The sequence below is a fragment of the Prescottella sp. D32 genome, assembly GCF_037287305.1.
GTDB classification, from domain to species: domain Bacteria; phylum Actinomycetota; class Actinomycetes; order Mycobacteriales; family Mycobacteriaceae; genus Prescottella; species Prescottella equi.
The window spans coordinates 995,578-1,017,736 of sequence record NZ_JARBSW010000002.1 but is presented as its reverse complement, the minus strand read 5'-3'; the positions used below and the strand labels follow the sequence as shown (position 1 = coordinate 1,017,736).

Here is a 22,159-nt window from a genome sequence, read left to right as displayed (position 1 = left end):
GGGAATGCTCCGTGTACGAGGGCGACATCGCATCGGTACTGATCTCAGAGGAGCAGATCGAGGAGCGCACAGCCGAACTGGCCGAGGCCGTCGCCGCGCGCTACGCCGACGAATCGATGCAGGACGACCTGCTGCTCGTGGGTGTCCTCAAAGGCGCGATCTTCTTCATGACCGACTTCGCGCGGGCCCTGCCGATCCCCACCCAGATGGAGTTCATGGCCGTCAGCTCGTACGGCTCGTCGACGTCGTCGTCCGGCGTGGTGCGGATCCTCAAGGATCTCGACAAGGACATCGCCGGCCGGCACGTGCTGATCGTCGAGGACATCATCGACTCCGGACTGACGCTGTCGTGGCTGATGCGCAACCTCCGCACGCGCAACCCGGCGTCGCTCGAGGTCGTCACACTGCTGCGCAAGCCCGAGGCGTGCAAGGTCGACGTCGACGTCGCGCACGTGGGCTTCGACATCCCCAACGAGTTCGTCGTCGGATACGGCCTCGACTACGCCGAGCGCTACCGCGACCTGCCCTACATCGGCACCCTCGACCCCAAGGTGTACGGCGGATAGGTCCCCTGGGAAACGACGCGTTCGAGTGCCCGCAGATCCTCCTCGAGCAGGCGGAACAGCCAGTACACGAAGACGAACGCGATGACGCCGCCGACGCACAGCACCCGGACGGCATAGATCACGACGGAGATCTCGTCGGGGGACAGGAACGTCACCCCGGCCACCCCGACCAGCGGCACCGACGCGGCCACCGCCAGGTACATGGTGCTGCGCCGGTCCAGTCCGCGGAGTCGTCGCTCGTCGCTGCTGCTGGTGATGCCGTGCGGCAGCAGTGACGGGTACAGGCAGCGCACGGCGTAGAACGTGACCAGGAAGAACGGGTACGCGACGGCGATCGCGCCGCACACGATCTGGGATCCCAGGAAGTGCACGTACGCGCCCTGCGGGATGCTGCCGGCCGCGATCTGCAGCGACACCGGGAACACGATGCCCGCCACCAGCCACAGCGCGAACACCACGGCGACGATCCGGTCGCCCATCAGCAGTGTGTCGGCGCGGGCGCGGGCGAGGGTGGCGGCGTCGTAGGTGCGGCCCTTGCGCAGACCGCGGGGCACGGAGATGACGTAGCGGCAGAAGTAGACGATCAGTACGAACCCGAGCGGGAACAGCACGCTGTTGATCACCCTCGAGACCTCGACGAACCGTTGCTGCGCCTCCGCGGACAGTTCGCTGATGATCAGCGTCTGGTTGTGGTGGTAGTTGTACATCGCCGCCAGCGCGTTCGGGACCCCCGCACCCAACGCGACGATCGGGATCATCCACGGCCGCAGCCGGTACCGCCAGCTGGTCGGGGGCGGGTCGACGAGGTCGCGAGCGCGTGCGTCGAGGCACAGGTCGAACTGCTGCGCCAGCTCGGCCCCGGTGGCCCATCGGCCGTCGGGATCAGGGGCGAGGCACGTGAGCAGGACGCGGCGCAGCGCGGCCGGACAGTCGTCGGGCAGCTCGTCGCGGAACTGTGGGTCGATCTCGCGGCGGCGCAGCCCGAGCATCCGCTCGAGGGAGGTCGCCGACTCGCCTGCGCCGCTCTCGTCCGCGAACGGACGCCGCCCGGTGAGCAGCTCCCACAGCATCACCCCGAGCGCGTAGATGTCGCTGCGCGCGTCCAGATCGGCCGCCGATCCGGGCATCTCCGGGTGGCAGGCCTCGAGCTGCTCGGGGGACATGTAGGCCAGCGAGCCGCCGAAGTACGCGACCGGGCTGGTGCCCGCCACGCGATCGCTGAAACTGATGTTGAAGTCCGCGAGCTTGGGCACGCCCTCCGACGTCAACAACACGTTCGCGGGTTTGATGTCGCGGTGCAGCACGCCGTGCTGGTCGGCGTAGTCGAGCGCGTCGGCGAGACGTCGGCCCAGCCACGCCACCGTCTCGGGCCACGTCAGCGTCGCGAGCTCGTCGCGCACGCTCGAATCCGACGGCCGGATCTCGCCCTTGCGCTCGAGAACCGCATCGATCGACTCGAGCAGCAGCCGCCCCGTCCGGGGATGCCCGGGCGGCTGTTCGCGCACCCGGCGCAGCACGTCCAGCAGGGTGCCACCCGGGACGTACTGCATGTACAGCAGCTTCAGCTCGCGGTCGGCCAGTTGGCGTTGGTCGAACACCCGCACGATGTAGTCGTGGTCGAGCTGGGCCAGTGTCTGCGGTTCGGTGCCGTGGTCGTGGGAGATCTTCACCGCCACCAGCCGCTGCATCGACCGCTGCCGGGCCAGGAAGACCCGGGCGAACGATCCGCGGCCGAGCCCGGTCAGCAGGTCGAAGTCGTCGATGTGGTCGCCGACCTCCACCTGGTCGAGCGCATGCTGCGCGCCCGGCTGCGCGACGAGGGTGCTGCGGTAGTCGCCGGCGCCGTCGAGCACGTCCGTCAACCGGTCGGCGTGCTCCGGGAATTCCCGTGCGTACTCCGCGACGTCGACGGTGTGCCCGCCGCGCCGGCGCAGGTGGAAGTCCTCGTAGATGAGGTCGGGGGGCAGCGGCTTCGACCGCAGTTCGGGGAACTCCTCGCAGTACGACGCCAGCGATCTCGGTCGGTCGGCGCGCAGCAACCGGTACTCGAGATCCACCTTGATCAGCTCGACCAGCGCCGCCCGGCGCAGGGCGTCGCCCACCGGCAGACCGCCGGGGAGGAAGTACTCCAGGTCCGGCGGAGTGCCGTCGCCGGGTGCTTCCCATGCGGACGCGAAGCGGGCCACGACATCGGCCAGGAACGACACCGTCCGGGTTCCGGGTTCGGCCGGCTGAACACCGGTGACCGTCGACGCCGCGGCTCTCGTGGCGCCGGCGGTCGATTCGACTGATCCGTCCATCACTCGTCACCGTCCGAAGATGGGGAGTGCAGAAGGGTGGGTACAACTCACCCCTCGGGGTACTCGAAATCTTATCGCCGACGGACGGATACTCGGCAGGTGCGAGATCATCTGGTCGAGGAGTTCACCGCCACGTCGATCGCAGCCCGGGTCCGCGCGGGTGAGCTGTCGCCCGTCGCCGCCGTCGAGGATGCGCTAGGCCGGATCGAGCAACGGGACCCCCGGATCAACGCCTTCGTACGGGTGATGCGGGACCGCGCGCTCACCGAGGCGCGCAGGCTGACCGAACGCGAGGATCTCTCCGATCTGCCGCTCGCGGGAGTGCCCGTCGCGATCAAGGACAACGTGGAGGTGGCCGGCGAACCGATGCGGGACGGCTCGGTGGCCACCAGCCCGATGCCCTCGGCCCACGATCACCCCACCGTCGCGCGGCTGCGGGCGGCCGGGGCGATCCCCGTGGGGCTGACCGCGGTCCCCGAACTGTGCGTGTGGGGCGCCGTCGACTCCCCGGGGCGGATCACCCGCAATCCCTGGAATCCGGCGCTCGTGCCGGGCGGATCGTCGGGCGGCTCGGCCGCGGCCGTCGCCGACGCGATGGTGCCGATAGCGCTCGCCGCCGACGGGATGGGATCGATCCGGATTCCGTCCGCCGCGTGCGGCGTCTTCGGTATCAAGCCGGGCCGGGGACTCGTCCCGGCCGAACTCGGTGTGCACTCGTGGTTCGGGATGTCGGAGAACGGCCCCATCGCGTCGACCGTCCAGGACGCGGCCCTGATGCTCGCGGTGCTCGCCGATCGGCCGGACCTGGCGCAGGTGCCCGCACCGCGGCCGCTGCGAATCGGGGTCGCGACCAACACGCCGTCGCCGATCGTGCGGTTGGACGGTGAATGGGCCCGGGGTGTGGAGGCGACGGCGGCGCTGTTGGGCGCGGGCGGTCACCACACCGTCGGCACGAAGGTGCCGTATCCGCCGAACATGACCGCGGCGTTCGCCCGCTGGTTCGCCGGCACCGCGGCGGACGCCGCCGAGTTGGACCCGGCGTTGCTGCAGCGGCGGACCCGACGCCACGTCGCGATCGGACGCGTGGTGGAGCGGGTGGGCCTGGTCCGCCCCTCTCAGGTGGAACGCCTGGAGGCGCGGATGCGCCGGTTCTTCGACGAGCACGACGTGGTCCTGACGCCCTCCCTCGCGCAACCACCGCTGCCCGCCATCGAGTGGAGCGAGAAGTCGTGGGCGGCCAACGTCGTCGCAAATGTACGATATGCCCCGTTCAGTGCGCTCTGGAACGTCCTCGGCTGGCCGGCCGCGAGTGTTCCGGTCGGTATGCACAGCGGGTCGGGAACACCGCTCGCCGTGCAGATAGCCGCGCCTCCCGGAGGTGAGTCGCAGATTCTCGCGGTGGCCGCCGAAATCGAGCGTCGTCAGGGATGGTCGCGGCACCCCGGTGTGTGAGATGCGGCACGAAACGGGTGGCCACGGCCCCCGATCGGCTCCGGCCGGGAACCAGGACGGCACCGTCGTGCGTTGAACGCAATGACCCCACTTCTCGGAGTGGATGGCTGCTACCAGGCATCGAGCATCATCGTTCGCGGTAATCTGAGATGTCCGGACAGCCGGGAGTTGATTTGTCCGGTACGCCGGACTGATGACCCGTGAACCTGCACGAGCGTAGCCCGCACTACCGAAAGGACCGGCCGCCGTGGCCGAACCTGTATGAACCGCAAGACTGTGTTCCGCAACCTGGCGATAGTCGCCGGCGTCCTGTTGGTGATCTACGCCTTCAGCTACTTCGGTAACGACACGCGCGGCTTCAAATCGGTCGACACCTCCGTGGCGATCGCCCAACTCGACGCCAAGAACGTCGACAAGGCGCAGATCGACGACCGTGAACAGCAGGTGCGCCTGTGGCTCAAGAACGGCGACGACGCCACCGACGGCAAGACCGAGATCATCGCGAAGTACCCGAGTGCCGCCTCCGAGCAAGTGTTCGACAAGGTCGCCGGGTCCGGGGCGGAGCAGTACAACACCAGCGTGACGCAGGAGAGCTGGCTGACGTCGATCCTGCTGTTCGTGCTGCCGATGATCATCCTGCTCGGCATCTTCTTCTTCGTCATGAACCGCATGCAGGGCGGCGGGCGCGGCGGAATGATGGGCTTCGGCAAATCGAAGGCCAAGCAGCTGTCGAAGGACATGCCGAAGACGACGTTCGCGGACGTCGCGGGCGCCGACGAGGCGGTCGAAGAGCTGTACGAGATCAAGGACTTCCTGCAGAACCCCGCGCGCTACCAGGCGCTCGGCGCCAAGATCCCCAAGGGTGTGCTGCTGTACGGGCCCCCCGGCACCGGCAAGACGCTGCTGGCGCGCGCCGTCGCGGGCGAGGCCGGCGTGCCGTTCTTCACGATCTCCGGTTCGGACTTCGTCGAGATGTTCGTCGGTGTCGGCGCATCCCGCGTGCGCGACCTGTTCGAGCAGGCCAAGCAGAACAGCCCCTGCATCATCTTCGTCGACGAGATCGACGCCGTCGGCCGCCAGCGTGGCGCCGGACTGGGCGGCGGACACGACGAGCGTGAGCAGACCCTCAACCAGCTGCTCGTCGAGATGGACGGTTTCGGTGACCGCCAGGGCATCATCCTGATCGCCGCGACCAACCGCCCCGACATCCTCGATCCGGCCCTGCTGCGCCCGGGCCGCTTCGACCGGCAGATCCCGGTCGGCGCCCCAGACCTGGCGGGCCGCCGCGCGATCCTGAAGGTGCATTCGCAGGGCAAGCCGATCGCGCAGGATGCCGACCTCGAGGGCCTCGCCAAGCGCACCGTCGGCATGTCCGGCGCCGACCTGGCGAACGTCATCAACGAGGCGGCCCTGCTCACGGCCCGCGAGAACGGCACCGTGATCACCGAGGCGGCGCTCGAGGAGTCCGTCGACCGCGTGATCGGCGGCCCGCGCCGCAAGAGCCGGATCATCTCCGAGCACGAGAAGAAGATCACCGCGTACCACGAGGGCGGCCACACACTCGCCGCCTGGGCGATGCCGGACATCGAGCCCATCTACAAGGTGACGATCCTGGCTCGCGGGCGCACCGGCGGTCACGCCATGACGGTGCCCGAGGACGACAAGGGTCTGATGACGCGGTCCGAGATGATCGCCCGCCTGGTGATGGCGATGGGCGGACGCGCCGCCGAGGAACTCGTGTTCCACGAGCCCACGACGGGTGCGTCGTCCGACATCGACCAGGCCACCAAGATCGCTCGTGCGATGGTCACCGAGTACGGCATGAGCGCCAAGCTGGGTGCGGTGCGGTACGGCCAGGAGCAGGGCGATCCGTTCCTGGGTCGCTCGATGGGCATGAACTCCGACTACTCGCACGAGGTGGCCCGCGAGATCGACGAGGAGGTGCGCAACCTGATCGAGGCGGCGCACACCGAGGCGTGGTCCATCCTCAACGAGTACCGCGACGTCCTCGACATCCTCGCGCGCGAACTGCTCGAGCGCGAGACGCTCACGCGCAAGGATCTGGAAGAGATCTTCACGTCCGTCGAGAAGCGTCCCCGGATCACGGCGTTCAACGTGTTCGGCGAGCGCACGCCGTCGGACAAGCCGCCGATCAAGACGCCGCGCGAGCTCGCCGTCGAGCGGGGCGAGACGTGGCCGCCGGTTGCCGAGCCCACGCAGGCGATCCCGCAGCCCGCGTTCGCGCACCGGGAGTCGACGGCTCCGGTGAACGGGCACGACGCGACGGATCCGAACCGGGCGCCACGGCCCGAGCAGTCCTACCCGCCGGGCCAGCCCCAGGCGCAGCAGCCGCCGCACGGCACGATGCCCGACTACGGTGCCCCGGCCGGCTGGTCGGCGCCGGGTTGGCCGCCGAAGGAAGGCGCCGACAGCCGGAATCGGCCTCAGCACGGTGGCTGGCAGCAGTACCCGCAGTGGGAGCCCCCGAATCCGCAGCCGGGCGGCCAGGGTGCCCGACCTGGGACTGAAGGGACCGGACGGTCTGATGACGATACTCGGACGCAGGCATGGGAGGGGCCGAGCGGCTCGCAGTAGTCGGCTCGCAACTAGGCTTGGCCCTGGCCCACTCCTACCTGGGTGGGCCAGGGCAGTCAGCCCCGATACTGGAGGTGCGGTCGGTTGTCGGTGAATCAGCTGGGGAGCGAGTCGGTCGCCCTCGCCACTGGGAGGCCTTTCGATCAGGCGCGCGCGGAAGCGGCTGTTCGCGAGTTGCTGCTCGCGGTCGGTGAGGACCCCGACCGCCCGGGTCTGCTGGACACCCCGGCGCGCGTCGCACGCGCGTACCGCGAGGTCTTCGCGGGTCTGTACACCAACCCCGACGACGTCCTGAACACGACCTTCGACGAGGGACACCAGGAGCTGGTCCTCGTCCGCGACATCCCCATGTACTCCACGTGCGAGCACCACCTGGTGTCGTTCCACGGTGTCGCCCACGTCGGCTACATCCCGGGTCCGGAGGGTCGCGTGACCGGCCTGTCGAAGCTCGCCCGGTTGGTCGATCTGTACGCCAAGCGTCCGCAGGTGCAGGAACGGCTCACCAGCCAGATCGCCGACGCGTTGATGGCCAAACTCGCTCCGCGTGGCGCCATCGTCGTCGTCGAGGCCGAGCACCTGTGCATGGCCATGCGGGGCATCCGCAAGCCCGGCGCCAGCACGACGACGTCGGCGGTGCGGGGACTGTTCCAGTCGAACTCTGCTTCGCGTGCCGAGGCGCTGGATCTGATCCTGCGCAAGTGATCGCCTTACCGCGCCCCGGCCGCCCCGTCGTGATGGGCGTCCTCAACGTCACCGCCGATTCCTTCTCCGACGGTGGGCAGTTCCTCGATCGGGACGCGGCCGTCGCGCACGGTGTGCACCTGCACCGGCTCGGTGTGGACATCGTCGACGTCGGTGGCGAGTCCACCAGGCCGGGTGCCGCCCGCGTCGATCCGAAGATCGAAGCGGAGCGCGTGGCCCCGGTCGTCGCGGCTCTGGTGGACGAGGGTGTGACCGTCAGCGTCGACACCATGCGGGCCTCGGTTGCGCAGGCCGCGATCGAGGCGGGCGTCACCATCGTCAACGACGTCTCGGGTGGGCGTGCCGACTCCGACATGGCCCGCGTCGTCGCCGACGCCGGGGTGCCCTGGGTGCTGATGCATTGGCGGCCCGCGGGCGAGTTCGTGCATGCCGGCGGCTCGACCCACTACGACGACGTGGTGCGCGACGTCCGCGACGAGCTGATGGTCCAGGTGGACGCGGCGATCGCGGCGGGGGTGGATCCGTCGGCGCTGGTGCTGGATCCGGGTCTCGGCTTCGTCAAGGACCCCGACCACAACTGGCAGTTGCTGCACGCGCTTCCGGAATTCGTCGAACTCGGCTTCCCGGTGTTGATCGGGGCGTCACGGAAACGTTTTCTGGGATCGCTGCTCGCCGACGCCGACGGGGTGGTGCGGCCGCCGTCGGGGCGGGAGACGGCCACCGCGGTGATCTCGGCGCTCGCCGCGATGCACGGCGCGTGGGGCGTACGTGTGCACGACGCGCAGGCCTCGCTCGATGCGATCGCGGTGGCGTCGGCGTGGGCGCGAGGTGCCCAGAGTTGATTCTCGTTTGTGCCAGGAGGTGGCGGTGAGCGGTGGCGGTAGTGGCCCGGATGTCCCGGAAGTCTCGGGTGATCGCATCGAGTTGCGGGGACTGAAGGTCCGCGGCAACCACGGGGTGTTCGACCACGAGAAGCGGGACGGTCAGGACTTCTACGTCGATGTGACGCTGTGGATGGACCTCGCTCCCGCGGCGGCGTCGGACGATCTCCAGGACACCTTCGACTACGGCGACCTGGCGCAGCGCGCCGCCGCGATCGTGGGTGGCCCGGCGCGGGATCTGATCGAGACGGTCGCCGCCGAGATCGCCGACGACGTCATGCGTGACGACCGCGTTCGCGGCGTCGAGGTGGTGCTGCACAAGCCGTCCGCCCCGATCCCGCTGACCTTCGCCGACGTCGCGGTCGTGGCGACCCGCTCGCGCGCCGGCGCCGGAATCCGCCGATGAGCCGGGCCGTCCTGTCCATCGGATCCAACATCGGTGACAGCCTCGCCCACCTGCAAGGTGTGGTCGACGGTCTCCGGGAACACGTGGTGGCGGTCTCCCCGGTGTACGCGACGGCCCCGTGGGGCGGCGTCGAGCAGCAGGACTTCCTGAACGCGATCGTCGTGGTCGACGACCCCGGCACCGATGCCCACGGCTGGCTGCGGCGCGGGCAGGAGCTCGAGGCCTCGGCCGATCGTGTCCGCGAGCAACGGTGGGGCCCCCGCACCCTCGACGTCGACGTCGTCACGTGCGACGGCATCCGCAGCGACGACCCGGAACTGACACTGCCGCACCCGCGGGCACACGAGCGTGCCTTCGTCCTCGTGCCGTGGCTCGCCGTCGAACCCGATGCGACCCTCGACGTCGACGGGGTGGACGTGCGGGTGGACGAGCTGCTCGCGCAATTGGACGCGAGTGAAAGGGACGGAGTTCGGCGGACGACGCAGCGGCTGGAACTACGGTAACTGTGATGAAGCCGACCCGGATCTGGGACCTGTTGTCACTGTCGCTGCTCGCGGCAGTGGCGACGTGGCTTCTGCTGCGGGTCGCGTACGGCTCGCTTCCCCCGATCCCGGTCTATGCCGGGGCGTCGCTGTACCCGGTTGCGCTCATCGAGACGGTTCTCGCTTTCGTCGTCCGCTCACGTGTGCGCGAGCACGCGATCGGTGACGGGCCGAGGCAGCTGCACCCGATCACCGCGGCCCGGGCGGTCGCGCTCGCGAAGGCATCCGCACTGGTCGGAGCGGCGAGCGCGGGTGTCTGGGCGGGGTTTCTGGTGTTCCTGTGGCCACAGAGGTCGCACCTGCGGGCGGCCGTGTCCGACAGTTCGGGCGTCATCGTCGGGTTGATTGCGGCCGTTTTGCTGGTGGCTGCCGCACTGTGGCTCGAGCACTGCTGCCGCACGCCCGACGACCACCCGGACGAGCCGGCGCATTGAGCGGCACACACCTCGGATCAAACGGGCATAACGGATTGTTGCCACCGTTGTGTCCGGAGCTGGGAACTCTCCCGGTCCGGCTACCCTGATCGCATGACGGTTCCCGGTCGCGCCAAGCAAGTACGCCGTAATCGGCGTAGTGCGAGCCAGATGATCGTCGCCGGCCTCGTCGTGCTCGCCGTGGTCGCGTCGCTCCTCTTGATTTTCAGTGAAAGTGTCCAGCTCCTGCGCGTGGGGCTGGTCGTCGCGCTGTGGGCCGCCACGCTCGGTGCCATCGCGATGACGAAGTACCGCCGTGAGTCCGCGCTCGACAAGGCCAAGGTTCGCGACCTGCAGAAGGTGTACGAACTGCAGCTCGAGCGCGAGATCACCGCACGCCGCGAATACGAACTCGGTGTCGAGGTGCGGGTTCGCGGCGAACTGGGCGCCGAGGCCGAGACCATCGCTGCGCTGCGCGAGGAACTCGCGGCGCTGCGCAAGAACCTCGAGGTCCTGTTCGACGGCCGCCTGCCCGAAGACCGCGTGGCACTGCGCGCGGAGTCGATGCGCGTCCAGGAAATCGCCGGCGGCTACCAGCCCGCCGCGTCGGGACTGTTCGTTCCCGGGGCGGAGAAGCCGGCACGTAACGACAACCAGCCTCCGGCCCCGCGGGGACCGTCCTTCGCGACCCCGTACGACGAGCCGATGACGGCCGAGACGACGGTCGTGCAGCCCGAACCCCTCGATGTCGAGGCTGTGGACGACGAGGCGGAGAAGGCCGAGGAGACCCAGCCGCAGCCCGCGCCCGAACCGCAGCCCGCGCCCGAACCTGAGCCCGAACCTGAGCCCGAACCGCAGCCCGTGCAGGAGCGGAAGCCGGAACCCGAGCCGGAGCCGGAGGCGGAGTCGCAGTCCGAGCTCGACGACTCCGCACGTCCCACCTCGCGACGCTCGCGCCGACTGTCCGAGGACGCCGAGCCCGCGGGTGCGCACTCGAGCGGACTCTCGGTCGCCGAGATCATGGCCAACATGAAGTCCGCGGAATCGAGCGGGAGCGCGCCGCGCCGGCGCCGGCGGGCAGAGTAACCGTTCTGCGTCGCACGCGAGTGAGCTGTAGATCACGTCTGTAGCCCGTGGCGGCGCCTCTTCGCGCGGCGCTATTCTCTCCGCAGGACGTCTGGTACCCGCCGAGCGGGACTGGAACGAACGAGAGGACAAGTGTGACCTCTTTCGGGATCACCAATGGGCCTGCGCCTGCGCGATTGACGGTCGGAATCGTCTCCGCAGGTCGGGTCGGCACAGCCGTAGGCTCCGCGTTGGAGCGAGTCGGTCATCTGGTCGTCGCCTGTTCCGCGGTGTCCGACGCTTCCGTCCACCGCGCCGAGACGCGACTGCCGGACAGCGAGATCCTTCCGGTTCCCGAGGTCGCGGCCCGCGCGGAGCTGTTGGTCCTCGCGGTTCCCGACGACGAACTCGCGGGACTGATCAAGGGTCTCGCCGCGACCGAATCGGTACGCCCCGGCACCATCGTCGTGCACACCTCCGGCGCCAACGGCATCGGTATTCTCGAACCGCTCACCGCGCAGGGCGTCGTCCCGCTGGCGATCCATCCCGCGATGACGTTCACCGGCCATGTCGAGGACACCGCACGGCTGTCCGACGCCTGCTTCGGCATCACCGCCGCCGACGACATCGGCTACGCGATCGGCCAGTCGCTCGTGCTCGAGATCGGCGGTGAACCCGTCCGGGTCCGGGAGGACGTCCGCCCGCTGTACCACGCCGCGCTCGCGCACGGCAGCAACCACCTGGTGACGCTGGTCGTCGACGCCGTGGATGCGCTGCGTGTGGCGCTCGAGGGGCAGGAACTGCTCGGCCAGGAACTGGTCGGCTCCGATCCCAACGGGCTGCCCGAGCGGGTGCTGCAGCCGCTGCTCTCGGCGGCGCTGGACAACGCCCTGCGGCGTGGACAGTCCGCGTTGACCGGCCCCGTCGCCCGGGGAGACGCGGCAGCAGTCGCGAAGCATCTCGAGGTTCTCGAGGGCGTCGACCCGCAACTGGCCGCCGGCTATCGCGCCCTGTCGCGGCGGACCGCGCAACGCACGGGATCCAAGCCCGAACTGATGGAAGTACTCGAGGACCGAAGGTGAGCACTGTGACCGAAGCTTCTGCACTGCAGGGCGGATACAAGCGCGGCGAACTGACCGTGCACCACGACCCCGCGATCCTGACGCGGGTGTCGAAGGCGCTGCGCGGTGTCGGCCGTCAGGTCGCTCTCGTGCCGACGATGGGCGCCCTGCACGCCGGACACATCGAGCTGGTCCGACAGGCGAAGCTGACCGGTGCTGTCGTGGTCGTGTCGATCTTCGTGAATCCGCTGCAGTTCGGCGCGGGCGAGGACCTCGACGCCTACCCGCGCACCCTCGACGCGGATCTGGAACTACTGCGTGCCGAGGGCGTCGAGTTGGTGTTCGCGCCCACCGCCTCCGCGATGTACCCGGACGGGCCGCGGACCACGGTGCAGCCGGGTCCGCTGGGTGCCGAGCTCGAGGGCGGGAGCCGTCCGACGCACTTCGCCGGCATGCTCACCGTCGTCGCGAAGCTGCTGCAGATCGCTGCGCCCAACGCCGCGTTCTTCGGTGAGAAGGACTACCAGCAACTGACGCTCATCCGGCAGATGGTCCGCGACCTCAACTTCGACGTCCGGATCGTCGGGGTGCCGACGGTGCGTGAACAGGACGGCCTGGCGCTGTCGTCGCGCAACCGCTACCTCGACGCCGACCAGCGGCAGCTGGCCACCACGCTGTCGGCGGCGCTCGTCGCGGGCGCCCACTCCGCGGCCGGTGGTGCGGAGGCGATCCTCGGCACCGCCCGTGCCGTGCTCGACGCCGTCCCCGCGATCGAGGTGGACTACCTCGAGGTGCGCGGCGTCGATCTCGGGCCGGCCCCGGAGCGCGGCGACGGTCGTCTCCTGGTCGCCGCCCGTATCGGCACCACCCGGCTGATCGACAACGTCGGTGTCGCAGTCGGCACCGGGTTCCTCGAGCGCGACACCCAGCCGGGCGACCCGGCCGTCGCGGACATCTACTGACCTCCTCCCACAGACACACCGAAGGGCCGAACATGTTGCGCACCATGATGAAGTCGAAGATCCACCGGGCGACGGTCACGCACGCCGACCTGCACTACGTGGGTTCGGTGACCGTCGACCAGGATCTGATGGAGGCGGCCGACCTGCTCGAGGGTGAGCAGGTGACGATCGTCGACATCGACAACGGCGCCCGCCTCGAGACCTACGTGATCACCGGCGAGCGCGGCTCGGGTGTCATCGGGATCAACGGTGCCGCAGCGCATCTGGTGAACCCGGGCGACCTCGTCATCCTCATCGCCTACGGCGTGATGAACGAGGACGAGGTCCGCGAGTACGCGCCGCGCGTCGTGTTCGTGGACGGCGACAACAAGCCGGTCGAGCTCGGCTCGGACCCCGCGCACGCGCCCGAGGGTTCCGGTCTGATCACGCCCCGGATGCTCTCCAGTCTGGTGTAGGACGGTGCTCCTCACCGTCGACGTCCGGAACACCAACATCGTTCTCGGGCTGTTCACCGGCAGCGGCTCGCACTCGAAGCTGGTGCAGGACTGGCGGATGCGCACCGATCCGCGGATGACCGCCGACGAGTTGGCGCTCAAGTTCCGGGGCCTGCTGGGTGCGAACGCCGAACAGGTCACCGGTGTGTCGGCGCTGTCGACCGTGCCGTCGGTGCTGCGGGAGATCCGGGTGATGCTGGGCCGCTACTGGGACCACGTACCGCACGTCGTGGTGGAGCCCGGGGTGCGCACGGGGGTGCCGTTGCTGGTCGACAACCCCAAGGAGGTCGGGGCCGACCGAATCGTCAACAGTCTTGCGGCGCATCATTTCTACGACGGTGCGTGCATCGTCGTGGACTTCGGGACGTCGACGTGCATCGACGTCGTGTCGGCGAAGGGGGAGTTCCTCGGTGGCGCCATCGCGCCAGGCCTCGAGATCTCCACGGATGCGCTGGCGTCGCAGTCGGCGGCGCTGCGCAAGGTCGAACTGATCCGCCCCAGATCGGTGGTCGGGAAGAACACCGTGGAAGCGATGCAGTCCGGCGCCGTGTTCGGATTCGCCGGCCTGGTCGACGGTCTGGTGCGCCGAGTTCGCGCGGAGCTCACGGCATTCGGTGGCGCGGACGTCGCCGTCATCGCGACCGGTGACAGTGCGCCGTTGATCATGCCGGAGTGCGAGACCGTCGAACACCACGAGCCCGAGCTGACGCTCGAGGGTCTGCGTCTGGTGTACGAGCGCAATCTCGCGCGTCGTGGAGCGCGTCGCAGCGAGATCTGAGGCGAAGTTGCGCGTCGCCACGCGTGTTCGGGGTTTCCCTGTCGGCGATGTTGTGTCACACTGTTCGACATGTTCCGTTGCATGAGCGCCCAGGAGTGTTGTCGAGGCTGAACGCTGCCTTGACCAATTTCACTTCCTGGAGCTTTGCTCATGCCTTCTTCTTCTTTCGGCGTCTCCACGTCTGCGCTCGACCTCTCCACTCACCCCGACGTCCGTCGTCTCGGATCGTCATTGCCCACGCGACTGCGTCCCGCCGACCTGCTCCGGATCACCGACCAGGGTGCCGCCGACGTTATCGAGGGTCGGCACGACCACCTGCTGCCCGCGGCGTTCCCGACGCACGAGCGCTGGTCCACGCGGCTGTCCTCGGACGACGACGTCGACGTCTGGCTGATCAGCTGGGTTCCGGACAAGTCCACCGAATTGCATGACCACGCAGGATCTTTCGGTGCGCTGACCGTGCTGAGCGGCAGCCTCGCCGAGTACCGGTGGACGGACGGCGATCTGCGTCGCCGCACCCTCGACGCCGGCGATCAGGCTGCCTTCCCGCTCGGGTGGGTGCACGACGTCATGCGTGCTCCCGGCCCCGCCACCGACAGCACCGAACCCACACTGAGCGTGCACGCGTACTCGCCGCCGCTCACCGCCATGTCCTACTACGAGGTCACCGAACACGGCGCGCTGCGCCGCACCCGTACCGAGCTGACCGATCTGCCCGAAGGGGGCTCCAAGTGACCATCGACCAGATGCTCGAGGACGCTCGTTCCCAGCTCGACCGCATGTACGTCTTCGAACTCGTCGAGGCTCACCGCCGCGGCGCGATCTTCGTGGACATTCGCCCGCAGGCGCAGCGTGCGCGTGAGGGCACACTGCCCGGGGCGCTCGCGGTCGAGCGCAACGTCCTCGAGTGGCGGCTCGATCCGTCCAGCGACGCGCACCTCGCGCTCGCGGTGGACCACGACGTCGAATGGGTGATCGTGTGCTCCGAGGGTTACACCTCGAGCCTGGCGGCGGCGTCGTTGCGGCAGCTCGGGCTGCACAAGGCCACCGATCTGGTGGGCGGCTACAAGGCGATCAAGGCGGCAGGTCTGCTCGGCGCGTTGATGGGCGAGCGCCACTGCACCCGTGAACTGGCATCGGTGTCGGCGCACTGACCCCTGACGTCCGGCGGATCCGAAGGCAAGACGTGATACCGGCGCCAAGCTCGACGAGCGCCGCCCTATAGTCTTGTACCCCGTGAGTGAAGCACCCGCGCAGCCAGTAGACGACACCCCCGAGCAGCTCCGGATCCGCCGCGAGAAGCGGGAGCGTCTGCTCGCCCAGGGGCAGGAGCCGTATCCGGTCTCCGTGCCACGCACTCACAGCCTCGCGGAGATCCGTGCCAAGTACCCCGATCTCGAGCCCGACTCGAGCACCGGCGAGCAGGTCGGCGTCGTCGGCCGGGTCATCTTCGTCCGCAATACCGGCAAGCTCTGCTTCGCGACGCTGCAGGAGGGCGACGGCACCCAGCTGCAGGCGATGCTGAGCCTGGCGAACGTCGGTGAGGACGCCCTCGCGGCGTGGAAGTCCGACGTCGACCTCGGCGATTTCGTGTTCGTGCACGGCGAGGTCATCAGTTCGCGCCGCGGTGAGCTCAGCGTCATGGCCGACACGTGGCAGATGGCGGCGAAGTCGCTGCGCCCGATGCCGGTCGCGCACAAGGAGATGAGCGAGGAGTCGCGCGTCCGTCAGCGCTACGCGGACCTGATCATCCGTCCCGAGGCCCGCGACATGGCGCGCAAGCGTGTGGCGGTGGTGCGTGAGCTGCGCAACGCGCTCGAGCGCCGTGGCTTCCTCGAGGTCGAGACGCCGATGCTGCAGACGCTGCACGGCGGCGCCGCCGCGCGTCCGTTCGTCACGCACTCGAATGCGCTCGACATCGACCTGTACCTGCGCATCGCGCCGGAGCTGTTCCTCAAGCGCTGCGTCGTCGGCGGTATCGAGAAGGTGTTCGAGATCAACCGCAACTTCCGTAACGAGGGTGTCGATTCGACGCACTCTCCGGAGTTCGCGATGCTCGAGACGTACGAGGCCTACGGCACGTACGACGACTCCGCGAAGATGATCCGCGAGCTCGTCCAGGAAGTCGCGCAGGCGGCGTTCGGCACGCAGGTCGTCACGCTGGCCGACGGCACCGAGTACGACCTGAGCGGCGAGTGGAAGACGATGGAGATGTATCCGTCGCTGTCCGCCGCGATCGGCGTCGACGTCACTCCCGACACCACGGTCGAGGAACTGCTGGCGCTGGCCGAGCGGGTGGGACTCGAGGTCCCGAAGGACAAGGGCTACGGCCACGGCAAGCTCGTCGAGGAGCTGTGGGAGCACCAGTGCGGTGATCAGCTGTTCGAGCCGACCTTCGTGCGGAACTTCCCGGTGGAGACGTCGCCGCTGACGCGTCAGCACCGCAGCCTGCCGGGGGTGACGGAGAAGTGGGATCTGTACGTCCGCGGATTCGAGCTGGCCACCGGCTACTCCGAGCTGGTCGATCCGATCATTCAGCGCGAGCGTTTCATGGATCAGGCCCGCCTGGCCTCGGCGGGTGACGACGAGGCAATGGTTCTCGACGAGGAGTTCCTGGCGGCGATGGAACAGGGTATGCCTCCGACCACTGGAACAGGTATGGGAATCGATCGTCTGCTCATGGCGCTGACCGGATTGGGAATCCGGGAAACGATCCTGTTCCCAATTGTCCGGCCTTCCGCGCGCTGACCGGCGGCTTTATATTAATTCCAATGCTGAGTCATCGAATTCGGTGACTCGGGGTACTATTGCATTCGAGTCGCCGACAGGCGGTTAGCGTCCGAGCAGGTCGCAAGATTCGGAAGGAATTGACCCCATGGCAAAGAAGGTCACCGTAACGCTCATCGACGACGTCGATCAGAACGCGACTGCCGATGAAACTGTCGAGTTCGGCCTGGATGGGGTTCTGTACGAGATCGATCTGTCGTCCGATAATGCTGCGAAACTGCGCGAGCAGCTCGAGGTGTGGGTTTCGCACGCACGCAAGGTGACGAAGAGTCGTCGCGGTGGAAAGAGTTCGGCCGGCGCCGGCGCCACGTCCTCGCGACCGTCCGTCGATCGGGAGCAGAGTGCGGCAATTCGCGAATGGGCGCGTCGCAACGGGTTCACGGTCTCGTCCCGTGGGCGCATCTCCGCCGAAATCACCGAGGCGTACAACAAGGCGCACTGATCACGGGCCGAGCACGGCTCCCGCGAATCGGGTCCACCTCCGCTGACTCGCTGATAACGTCCGCGATGTGCAGCCGAGGTGGATCTTTGCGGGCACGCAGCCCGAGAAATTACCGCTGAATCGTGCTTCGGACGTTGCGCAAGAAGACCGTCCGGTTTTCTGTCACGCTGCGGGAATTTCGCTGATTCTGGGCAATCCCGGTGGGTCGTCGTGCTGCTCGGACGGCTGGGCGGGTAATCCGTGGGCAAGCCATTCGAGCGGGGAAGTGTCGGTGCGACGCGCCGGTGGTAAGTCGTCGCAGAGTAATTGGTCGGCCTTCCTGGCGGCGTCGATCGTCGAGGGCTATTGCGCCTTCCGGTCGCGATACTTCGCTATGCATGATCTCGAGTGGCCGATTTCTGCCGGCGGTGGTATGAAGCGTGTCGAGCCGTGCGTCGCGAAGTCACATCATTTCCGTGCTGGATCGCACGACGCCCCCGTGCCGACCGATTACGCGGTCGGCGCCGTTACAGGTGTGCCTGGAAAAGGCGGGTGGATCCGTAATCCCCGAGACGCGTGTACGGACTTCGCTGTCGGGCCTATCGTCGGAGGCCGACCGGACGGCGGCCCGTCGGACCCTCAGAGACGCATTAATTTGCGTCGGTAAGGTTCCCCGACGGTGACCGGCGGGCTGGAAGGAGTACGCGAGTGCGAACCGTTCCGGAAGCAGGCACGGGCGACCCGACGGCGTCGTCGGACACGCCGACGCGGAACCGTTGGTGGCCGCTTTCCCCACGCCGGGTTCTCGCCGTCGCGGCGGCGCTCGTCGCTCTTCAGCTCGTGGTGCGCGGCATCGTCGCGTTCGCGGGGGACTTCTACTGGGACGACCTGATCCTCGTCAGCCGGTCGGGGCAGTACTCGGTGCCGTCCGGCGCGTTCCTGTTCTACGACCACGACGGGCATTTCATGCCGGCCGCGTTCCTGGCTGCCTGGCTGGCTACGGCTGTGGCGCCGCTGAACTGGACGGTTCCGGCGATCATGCTGATCGTGCTGCAGGCGGGCGCCTCGCTCGCGGTGTTGCGGGTGTTGCGACTGCTGCTGGGCACACGCGCCGTCCTCTTGCTGCCGCTCACGTTCTACCTCTTCTCGCCCCTGACGCTGCCGTCCTTCGCGTGGTGGGCGGCCGGTCTGAACTCGCTGCCGATGCAGATCGGTCTCGCCTGGGTGGCGGGCGACGCTGTCCGGCTGTGCCGGACCGGGCGGATGCGGTTCGCGGTGTCCGGCGCGATCGTCGCCGCGCTGTCGCTGGCGTTCTTCGAGAAGTCGGTGCTGGTGCCGATCGTCGCGTTCGCAGTGGTGGTGTTGATGTACCGCGTCGACGACATCGACCATCCGGTGCGCACGGCCCTGGCGAAGGGGCGTGCGCTGTGGATTCCACTCGCTGCGGTCGTCGCGTGCTGGGCGGCGTCGTACCTGGTGTTCACCGAGTCACGATTCGTACTGCCGAGCGCGACGCAGACCGCCGGTCTGCTGCATCACGGAACTTCTCTCGGTGTGATCCCGACGCTGCTCGGAGGTCCGTGGGCGTGGGATCGCTGGCCCCCGAGTCCGCCGTGGGCGACCCCTCCGATCGTGCTCGTGGTGTTCGGGTGGGTTGCGGTGGCTGCAGCGCTGGCGTGGTCGTTGCGGTATCGCCTGCGCACCGGCGGAGTGTGGATCGCGATGGTCGCCTACGTCGCGGCGTCCGAGGCCGCGATGGTGCTCACCCGATCCGGACCCGACACGGCGTACGAGCTGGCGCAGACGCTCCGGTACGTCGCCGACAGCACCGTCGTGCTCGCCATCGGCTGGGCGCTCATCGTGCGTGCGCCGCGCCGCGAAAGCGTCCGGTCACTGCCGAAGGTGCCGCCGGTCGTCGTGGCGGCGCTGACGATGCTGTTCGTCGCGAGCAGCCTGTGGTCGACGGTCACCTTCGTGCAACGGTGGCGCGACAACCCGACCGTCGACTACCTGGCGCACGCCCGTCAGTCGCTCGCCGCGAACCCGGACACGCCGCTGCTCGATCAGCCGGTCTCGATCTGGGTACTGCTGCCGGTCGCCTACCCGCACAACACCACCAGTCACCTCTTCGCGCCGCTGCGGGACCGTCCGGAGTTCGCCCGGCACACCGACTACCTGCAATTGCTCGACGACTCCGGACGCCTGATCCCCGCCGCGGTGACGCCGACCCGGAAACTCGGCCAGGGCCCCGAACCGGGCTGCGGGTACCGGGTGGAGGGAGACGGTGCGGTCTTGCCGCTCGACGGTCCGCTGATCGACTGGGAGTGGACGGCGCAGCTGAACTACTTCGCGAGCGCGGACGGTGTGGTCGAGGTCGGTCTCGATCGCAGCGACGACACGGTGACGGTTCCCGTCGAGGCCGGACTGAACCAGGTCTTCGTGCGGCTGTACGGCGCCGGCGAGGGGCTACGGCTCACACCGGAGACGCCCGGACTGGAACTGTGTGTGGGCGCGGGACCGGTCGGTTCCGTCGTCGGCGCACCGAAGGCCGGGTCGTGAGCGAGGCGGGCTACATTCGGTCGCTGACGGGCCTGCGGGCCGTCGCGGCACTGCTGGTCGTCGGCGCCCACGCGGCGTTCTGGACGGGCCGGTACACCCCCGATCTGGCCGGTGGCGCGTTCTCGAGGCTCGAGATCGGGGTCGCGATCTTCTTCGTTCTCTCCGGATTCCTGCTGTTCCGGCCGTGGCTGCTGACCGCGGCGGGGGAGCGCGCCTTGCCGTCGACGCGGACGTACCTGTGGCATCGCGCCCGCCGCATCCTGCCGGCGTACTGGATCACCGTCGCCGCGACGTACGCGATCTACCTGTTCCGGGACGACGCTGGCGAGACCGGGCTGGGCTGGTCGGGCTTCCTGCGGAACATGACGCTCACCCAGATCTACGGTCCGGGCCATCTGCACACCGGTCTCACCCAGATGTGGAGTCTCGCGGTCGAGGTCACGTTCTACCTGCTGTTACCGGTGATCGGCTGGCTGCTGGTGGTCGTCGTCTGCCGGCGGGAGTGGCACCCCATGCGCCTCGCGATCGCACTGCTCGCCCTCGTCGCGGTCTCTCCGCTGTGGACGTCGATCACCCACGGCACCGACATCACGTTCACCGCCCGGCTGTGGCTGCCCGGATTCGTAGCATGGTTCGCGGGCGGAATGCTGCTCGCGCTGGCGTCGGTGACGATCAGGCGCTGCAACCCGTACGGAACGGGTTTGCTCGCGCTCTACTTCCTGCTGCTCGCGTGCACCCCGCTGGCCGGGGAGGCGACCATCGTGCCGTCGAACGCGACCGAGGCGATCAGCAAATCCATGCTGTACCTGCTGTTCGCGACGGCGCTGATGGCGCCACTCGTGATCGGCGATCGCCCCGGCCCGCTGGGGCGGCTGTGCTCGTCGGGCCCGATGGTGTGGCTCGGGGAGATCTCCTACGAGATGTTCCTGGTGCATCTCGTCGTCATGGAATTCGTCGTCGACATGCTCGGCTACCGGACGTTCCAGGGCTCGACGGTCGGCGTATTCGTCGTCACCGTCGCGTTCTCCGTCCCGATCGCGTGGGCGCTGCATCGGACACTCGAACGCGTGATCCCCTCGGGCCCCCGGGTGGAGCGCCGGCCGATGACGGTGGTGCGGCGTGGAGCCGACCGGGTGCCCACTACGAGTCCGGTCGACTGAGGGGCGGAGAGTTCGAAGGCTGTGTCACACCTTCCCTCCGGCCGGTGTCTCCATGCCGAGTGCACGTGATCCGAGTGCACACGAGCGGAGGAGGAATCATGACCAGCAGAACCCGGATCCCCCGGGCCGAGTTGACCGGAATCTGCGGCGCGGTGGTCAAGCGCATGTCGCGCAGGATGCTCGGCGACGTGGCCGAACCGGTGGAAGTGACCTGGCACAACCGGACCACCCCCGACGTCGCGGACGACGTCGAGCTGGCCGAGAACGTGTCGATCGCGATGCTGACGGTTCTCGAGACCCTCGGGCCGGTCGAACGGGCGGTGTTCGTGCTGCACGAGGTCTTCGAGATGCCGTACGCGGAGATCGCGGAAGCGGTGGGCCGGAGGCCGGCCTCCGTGCGGCAGATCGCGCACCGGGCGCGCGAGCACGTCGGGGCACGCCGACCGCGGATGCAGGTCGACCGAGCCCAGCAGCAGGCGGTGGTCGAGAAATTCCTGGCCGCCGTCTCCACCGGTGATGTGCAGGCGCTGGTCGACGTGCTCGCTCCGGACGTCGTGGTGGTCGCCGACGGCGGCGGCATCGCGACGGCGGCGCGCAAGCCCATCGTCGGCGCCCGCCGGGTGGCGGTCTTCCTGTCCAAGGCGGCATCGCTGCCGGGTTTCGCGACGACCACGACCTGGCTCAACGGGATGCCCGGCATCCGAATCGACGTCGACGGCGAGGCCACCGCGGTGAGCGTGGTCGTCGAGGACGGCCGCATCACCCGCGTCTACGCGATCCGGAACCCGCACAAGCTGGGGTCGCTGGACAGCGTGTGGGATCTGCGGCGGTGACCGAGTGCGGTGATGTTCGCTTCAGGCGTACAGCGTCCGGGAAACGTTTCCGCGACCTGCGGCGTTGAGAACTTTATGCAGGTCCGCTCCGCACGTTTGACGGGTGGAGGAGCGGCAGGTCGCAAGGCAGCCCACTAGAGTATGAGGTGGGGTCGTGGAACCTTCGTCGGTTCCGGAGGCCG

General features: G+C 68.6%; 21 protein-coding genes. 20 read left to right on the top strand and 1 reads right to left on the bottom strand.

Going from position 1 to position 22,159, the window contains the following annotated elements; translation table 11 throughout:
- Window positions 1-11 precede the first annotated feature (11 nt).
- Window positions 12-566: a hypoxanthine phosphoribosyltransferase gene (gene hpt / locus PSS76_RS14420; RefSeq protein ID WP_005515752.1), complete on the top strand. Its 555-nt coding sequence runs from the start codon at window positions 12-14 to the stop codon at window positions 564-566.
- Here the strand turns inward: hpt and PSS76_RS14415 are convergent.
- A complete protein-coding gene (locus PSS76_RS14415) occupies window positions 527-2,866 on the bottom strand; it encodes a protein kinase domain-containing protein (RefSeq protein WP_081185910.1) in 2,340 nt (779 codons plus the stop codon). The two genes, hpt and PSS76_RS14415, sit on opposite strands and share 40 nt — an antisense overlap.
- Before the next feature lie 99 nt (window positions 2,867-2,965).
- On the opposite strand from PSS76_RS14415, the gene PSS76_RS14410 reads away from it, so the two are divergent.
- The 19 genes from PSS76_RS14410 (at window position 2,966) to PSS76_RS14320 (ending at window position 21,977) form a co-directional block, all read left to right on the top strand.
- Entirely contained in the window at window positions 2,966-4,318 is a 1,353-nt protein-coding gene (locus PSS76_RS14410; RefSeq protein ID WP_337456276.1) for an amidase, read from the top strand.
- A 261-nt stretch (window positions 4,319-4,579) separates the two neighbouring features.
- Window positions 4,580-6,913 carry an ATP-dependent zinc metalloprotease FtsH gene (gene ftsH, locus PSS76_RS14405; protein WP_084865463.1) on the top strand — a complete coding sequence of 778 codons (2,334 nt, stop codon included), beginning with the start codon at window positions 4,580-4,582 and terminating at the stop codon, window positions 6,911-6,913.
- Window positions 6,914-6,997: 84 nt separating this feature from the next.
- Window positions 6,998-7,615, top strand: coding sequence for a GTP cyclohydrolase I FolE (folE, locus tag PSS76_RS14400; RefSeq protein ID WP_005515748.1), 618 nt, complete (start codon window positions 6,998-7,000; stop codon window positions 7,613-7,615).
- Window positions 7,616-7,647: 32 nt separating this feature from the next.
- Window positions 7,648-8,457: a dihydropteroate synthase gene (gene folP / locus PSS76_RS14395; RefSeq protein WP_044990435.1), complete on the top strand. Its 810-nt coding sequence runs from the start codon at window positions 7,648-7,650 to the stop codon at window positions 8,455-8,457.
- A gap of 25 nt (window positions 8,458-8,482) precedes the next feature.
- Window positions 8,483-8,902, top strand: coding sequence for a dihydroneopterin aldolase (folB, locus tag PSS76_RS14390; RefSeq protein ID WP_022593951.1), 420 nt, complete (start codon window positions 8,483-8,485; stop codon window positions 8,900-8,902).
- Window positions 8,899-9,405, top strand: coding sequence for a 2-amino-4-hydroxy-6-hydroxymethyldihydropteridine diphosphokinase (gene folK / locus PSS76_RS14385; RefSeq protein WP_064077718.1), 507 nt, complete (start codon window positions 8,899-8,901; stop codon window positions 9,403-9,405). The genes folB and folK overlap by 4 nt, the downstream gene beginning before the upstream one ends.
- 5 nt (window positions 9,406-9,410) lie before the next feature.
- Complete coding sequence (locus PSS76_RS14380; RefSeq protein ID WP_238780603.1) at window positions 9,411-9,878, top strand: DUF3180 domain-containing protein; 468 nt, start codon at window positions 9,411-9,413, stop codon at window positions 9,876-9,878.
- Window positions 9,879-9,971: 93 nt separating this feature from the next.
- Window positions 9,972-10,943, top strand: a complete 972-nt coding sequence (locus PSS76_RS14375) for a DUF6779 domain-containing protein (protein WP_084979469.1) — start codon at window positions 9,972-9,974, stop codon at window positions 10,941-10,943.
- Window positions 10,944-11,077: 134 nt separating this feature from the next.
- Window positions 11,078-12,004, top strand: coding sequence for a Rossmann-like and DUF2520 domain-containing protein (locus PSS76_RS14370; protein WP_041673831.1), 927 nt, complete (start codon window positions 11,078-11,080; stop codon window positions 12,002-12,004).
- Window positions 12,001-12,945, top strand: coding sequence for a pantoate--beta-alanine ligase (gene panC / locus PSS76_RS14365; RefSeq protein WP_013414785.1), 945 nt, complete (start codon window positions 12,001-12,003; stop codon window positions 12,943-12,945). The genes PSS76_RS14370 and panC overlap by 4 nt, the downstream gene beginning before the upstream one ends.
- A 32-nt stretch (window positions 12,946-12,977) precedes the next feature.
- Window positions 12,978-13,400 carry an aspartate 1-decarboxylase gene (gene panD, locus PSS76_RS14360; RefSeq protein WP_005515735.1) on the top strand — a complete coding sequence of 141 codons (423 nt, stop codon included), beginning with the start codon at window positions 12,978-12,980 and terminating at the stop codon, window positions 13,398-13,400.
- A gap of 4 nt (window positions 13,401-13,404) precedes the next feature.
- Entirely contained in the window at window positions 13,405-14,217 is an 813-nt protein-coding gene (locus tag PSS76_RS14355) for a type III pantothenate kinase (RefSeq protein WP_022593959.1), read from the top strand.
- A gap of 150 nt (window positions 14,218-14,367) precedes the next feature.
- The gene (locus PSS76_RS14350) at window positions 14,368-14,952 is read left to right on the top strand and encodes a cysteine dioxygenase (RefSeq protein ID WP_005515731.1); all 585 of its coding nucleotides are present in this window, start codon (window positions 14,368-14,370) and stop codon (window positions 14,950-14,952) included.
- A complete protein-coding gene (locus PSS76_RS14345) occupies window positions 14,949-15,371 on the top strand; it encodes a rhodanese-like domain-containing protein (protein WP_005515730.1) in 423 nt (140 codons plus the stop codon). Before PSS76_RS14350 ends, PSS76_RS14345 begins: the two co-directional genes overlap by 4 nt.
- 82 nt (window positions 15,372-15,453) lie before the next feature.
- The gene (gene lysS, locus PSS76_RS14340) at window positions 15,454-16,965 is read left to right on the top strand and encodes a lysine--tRNA ligase (RefSeq protein ID WP_022593961.1); all 1,512 of its coding nucleotides are present in this window, start codon (window positions 15,454-15,456) and stop codon (window positions 16,963-16,965) included.
- A 127-nt stretch (window positions 16,966-17,092) separates the two neighbouring features.
- Window positions 17,093-17,446, top strand: a complete 354-nt coding sequence (locus PSS76_RS14335) for a histone-like nucleoid-structuring protein Lsr2 (RefSeq protein ID WP_337456274.1) — start codon at window positions 17,093-17,095, stop codon at window positions 17,444-17,446.
- A gap of 687 nt (window positions 17,447-18,133) precedes the next feature.
- On the top strand, window positions 18,134-19,984 hold the full coding sequence (locus PSS76_RS14330; protein WP_306256402.1) for a hypothetical protein: 1,851 nt from the start codon (window positions 18,134-18,136) through the stop codon (window positions 19,982-19,984).
- Window positions 19,981-21,144: an acyltransferase family protein gene (locus PSS76_RS14325; RefSeq protein WP_064079605.1), complete on the top strand. Its 1,164-nt coding sequence runs from the start codon at window positions 19,981-19,983 to the stop codon at window positions 21,142-21,144. The genes PSS76_RS14330 and PSS76_RS14325 overlap by 4 nt, the downstream gene beginning before the upstream one ends.
- Before the next feature lie 98 nt (window positions 21,145-21,242).
- Entirely contained in the window at window positions 21,243-21,977 is a 735-nt protein-coding gene (locus PSS76_RS14320) for a sigma factor-like helix-turn-helix DNA-binding protein (RefSeq protein WP_081205625.1), read from the top strand.
- The last annotated feature ends 182 nt before the right edge of the window (window positions 21,978-22,159 follow it).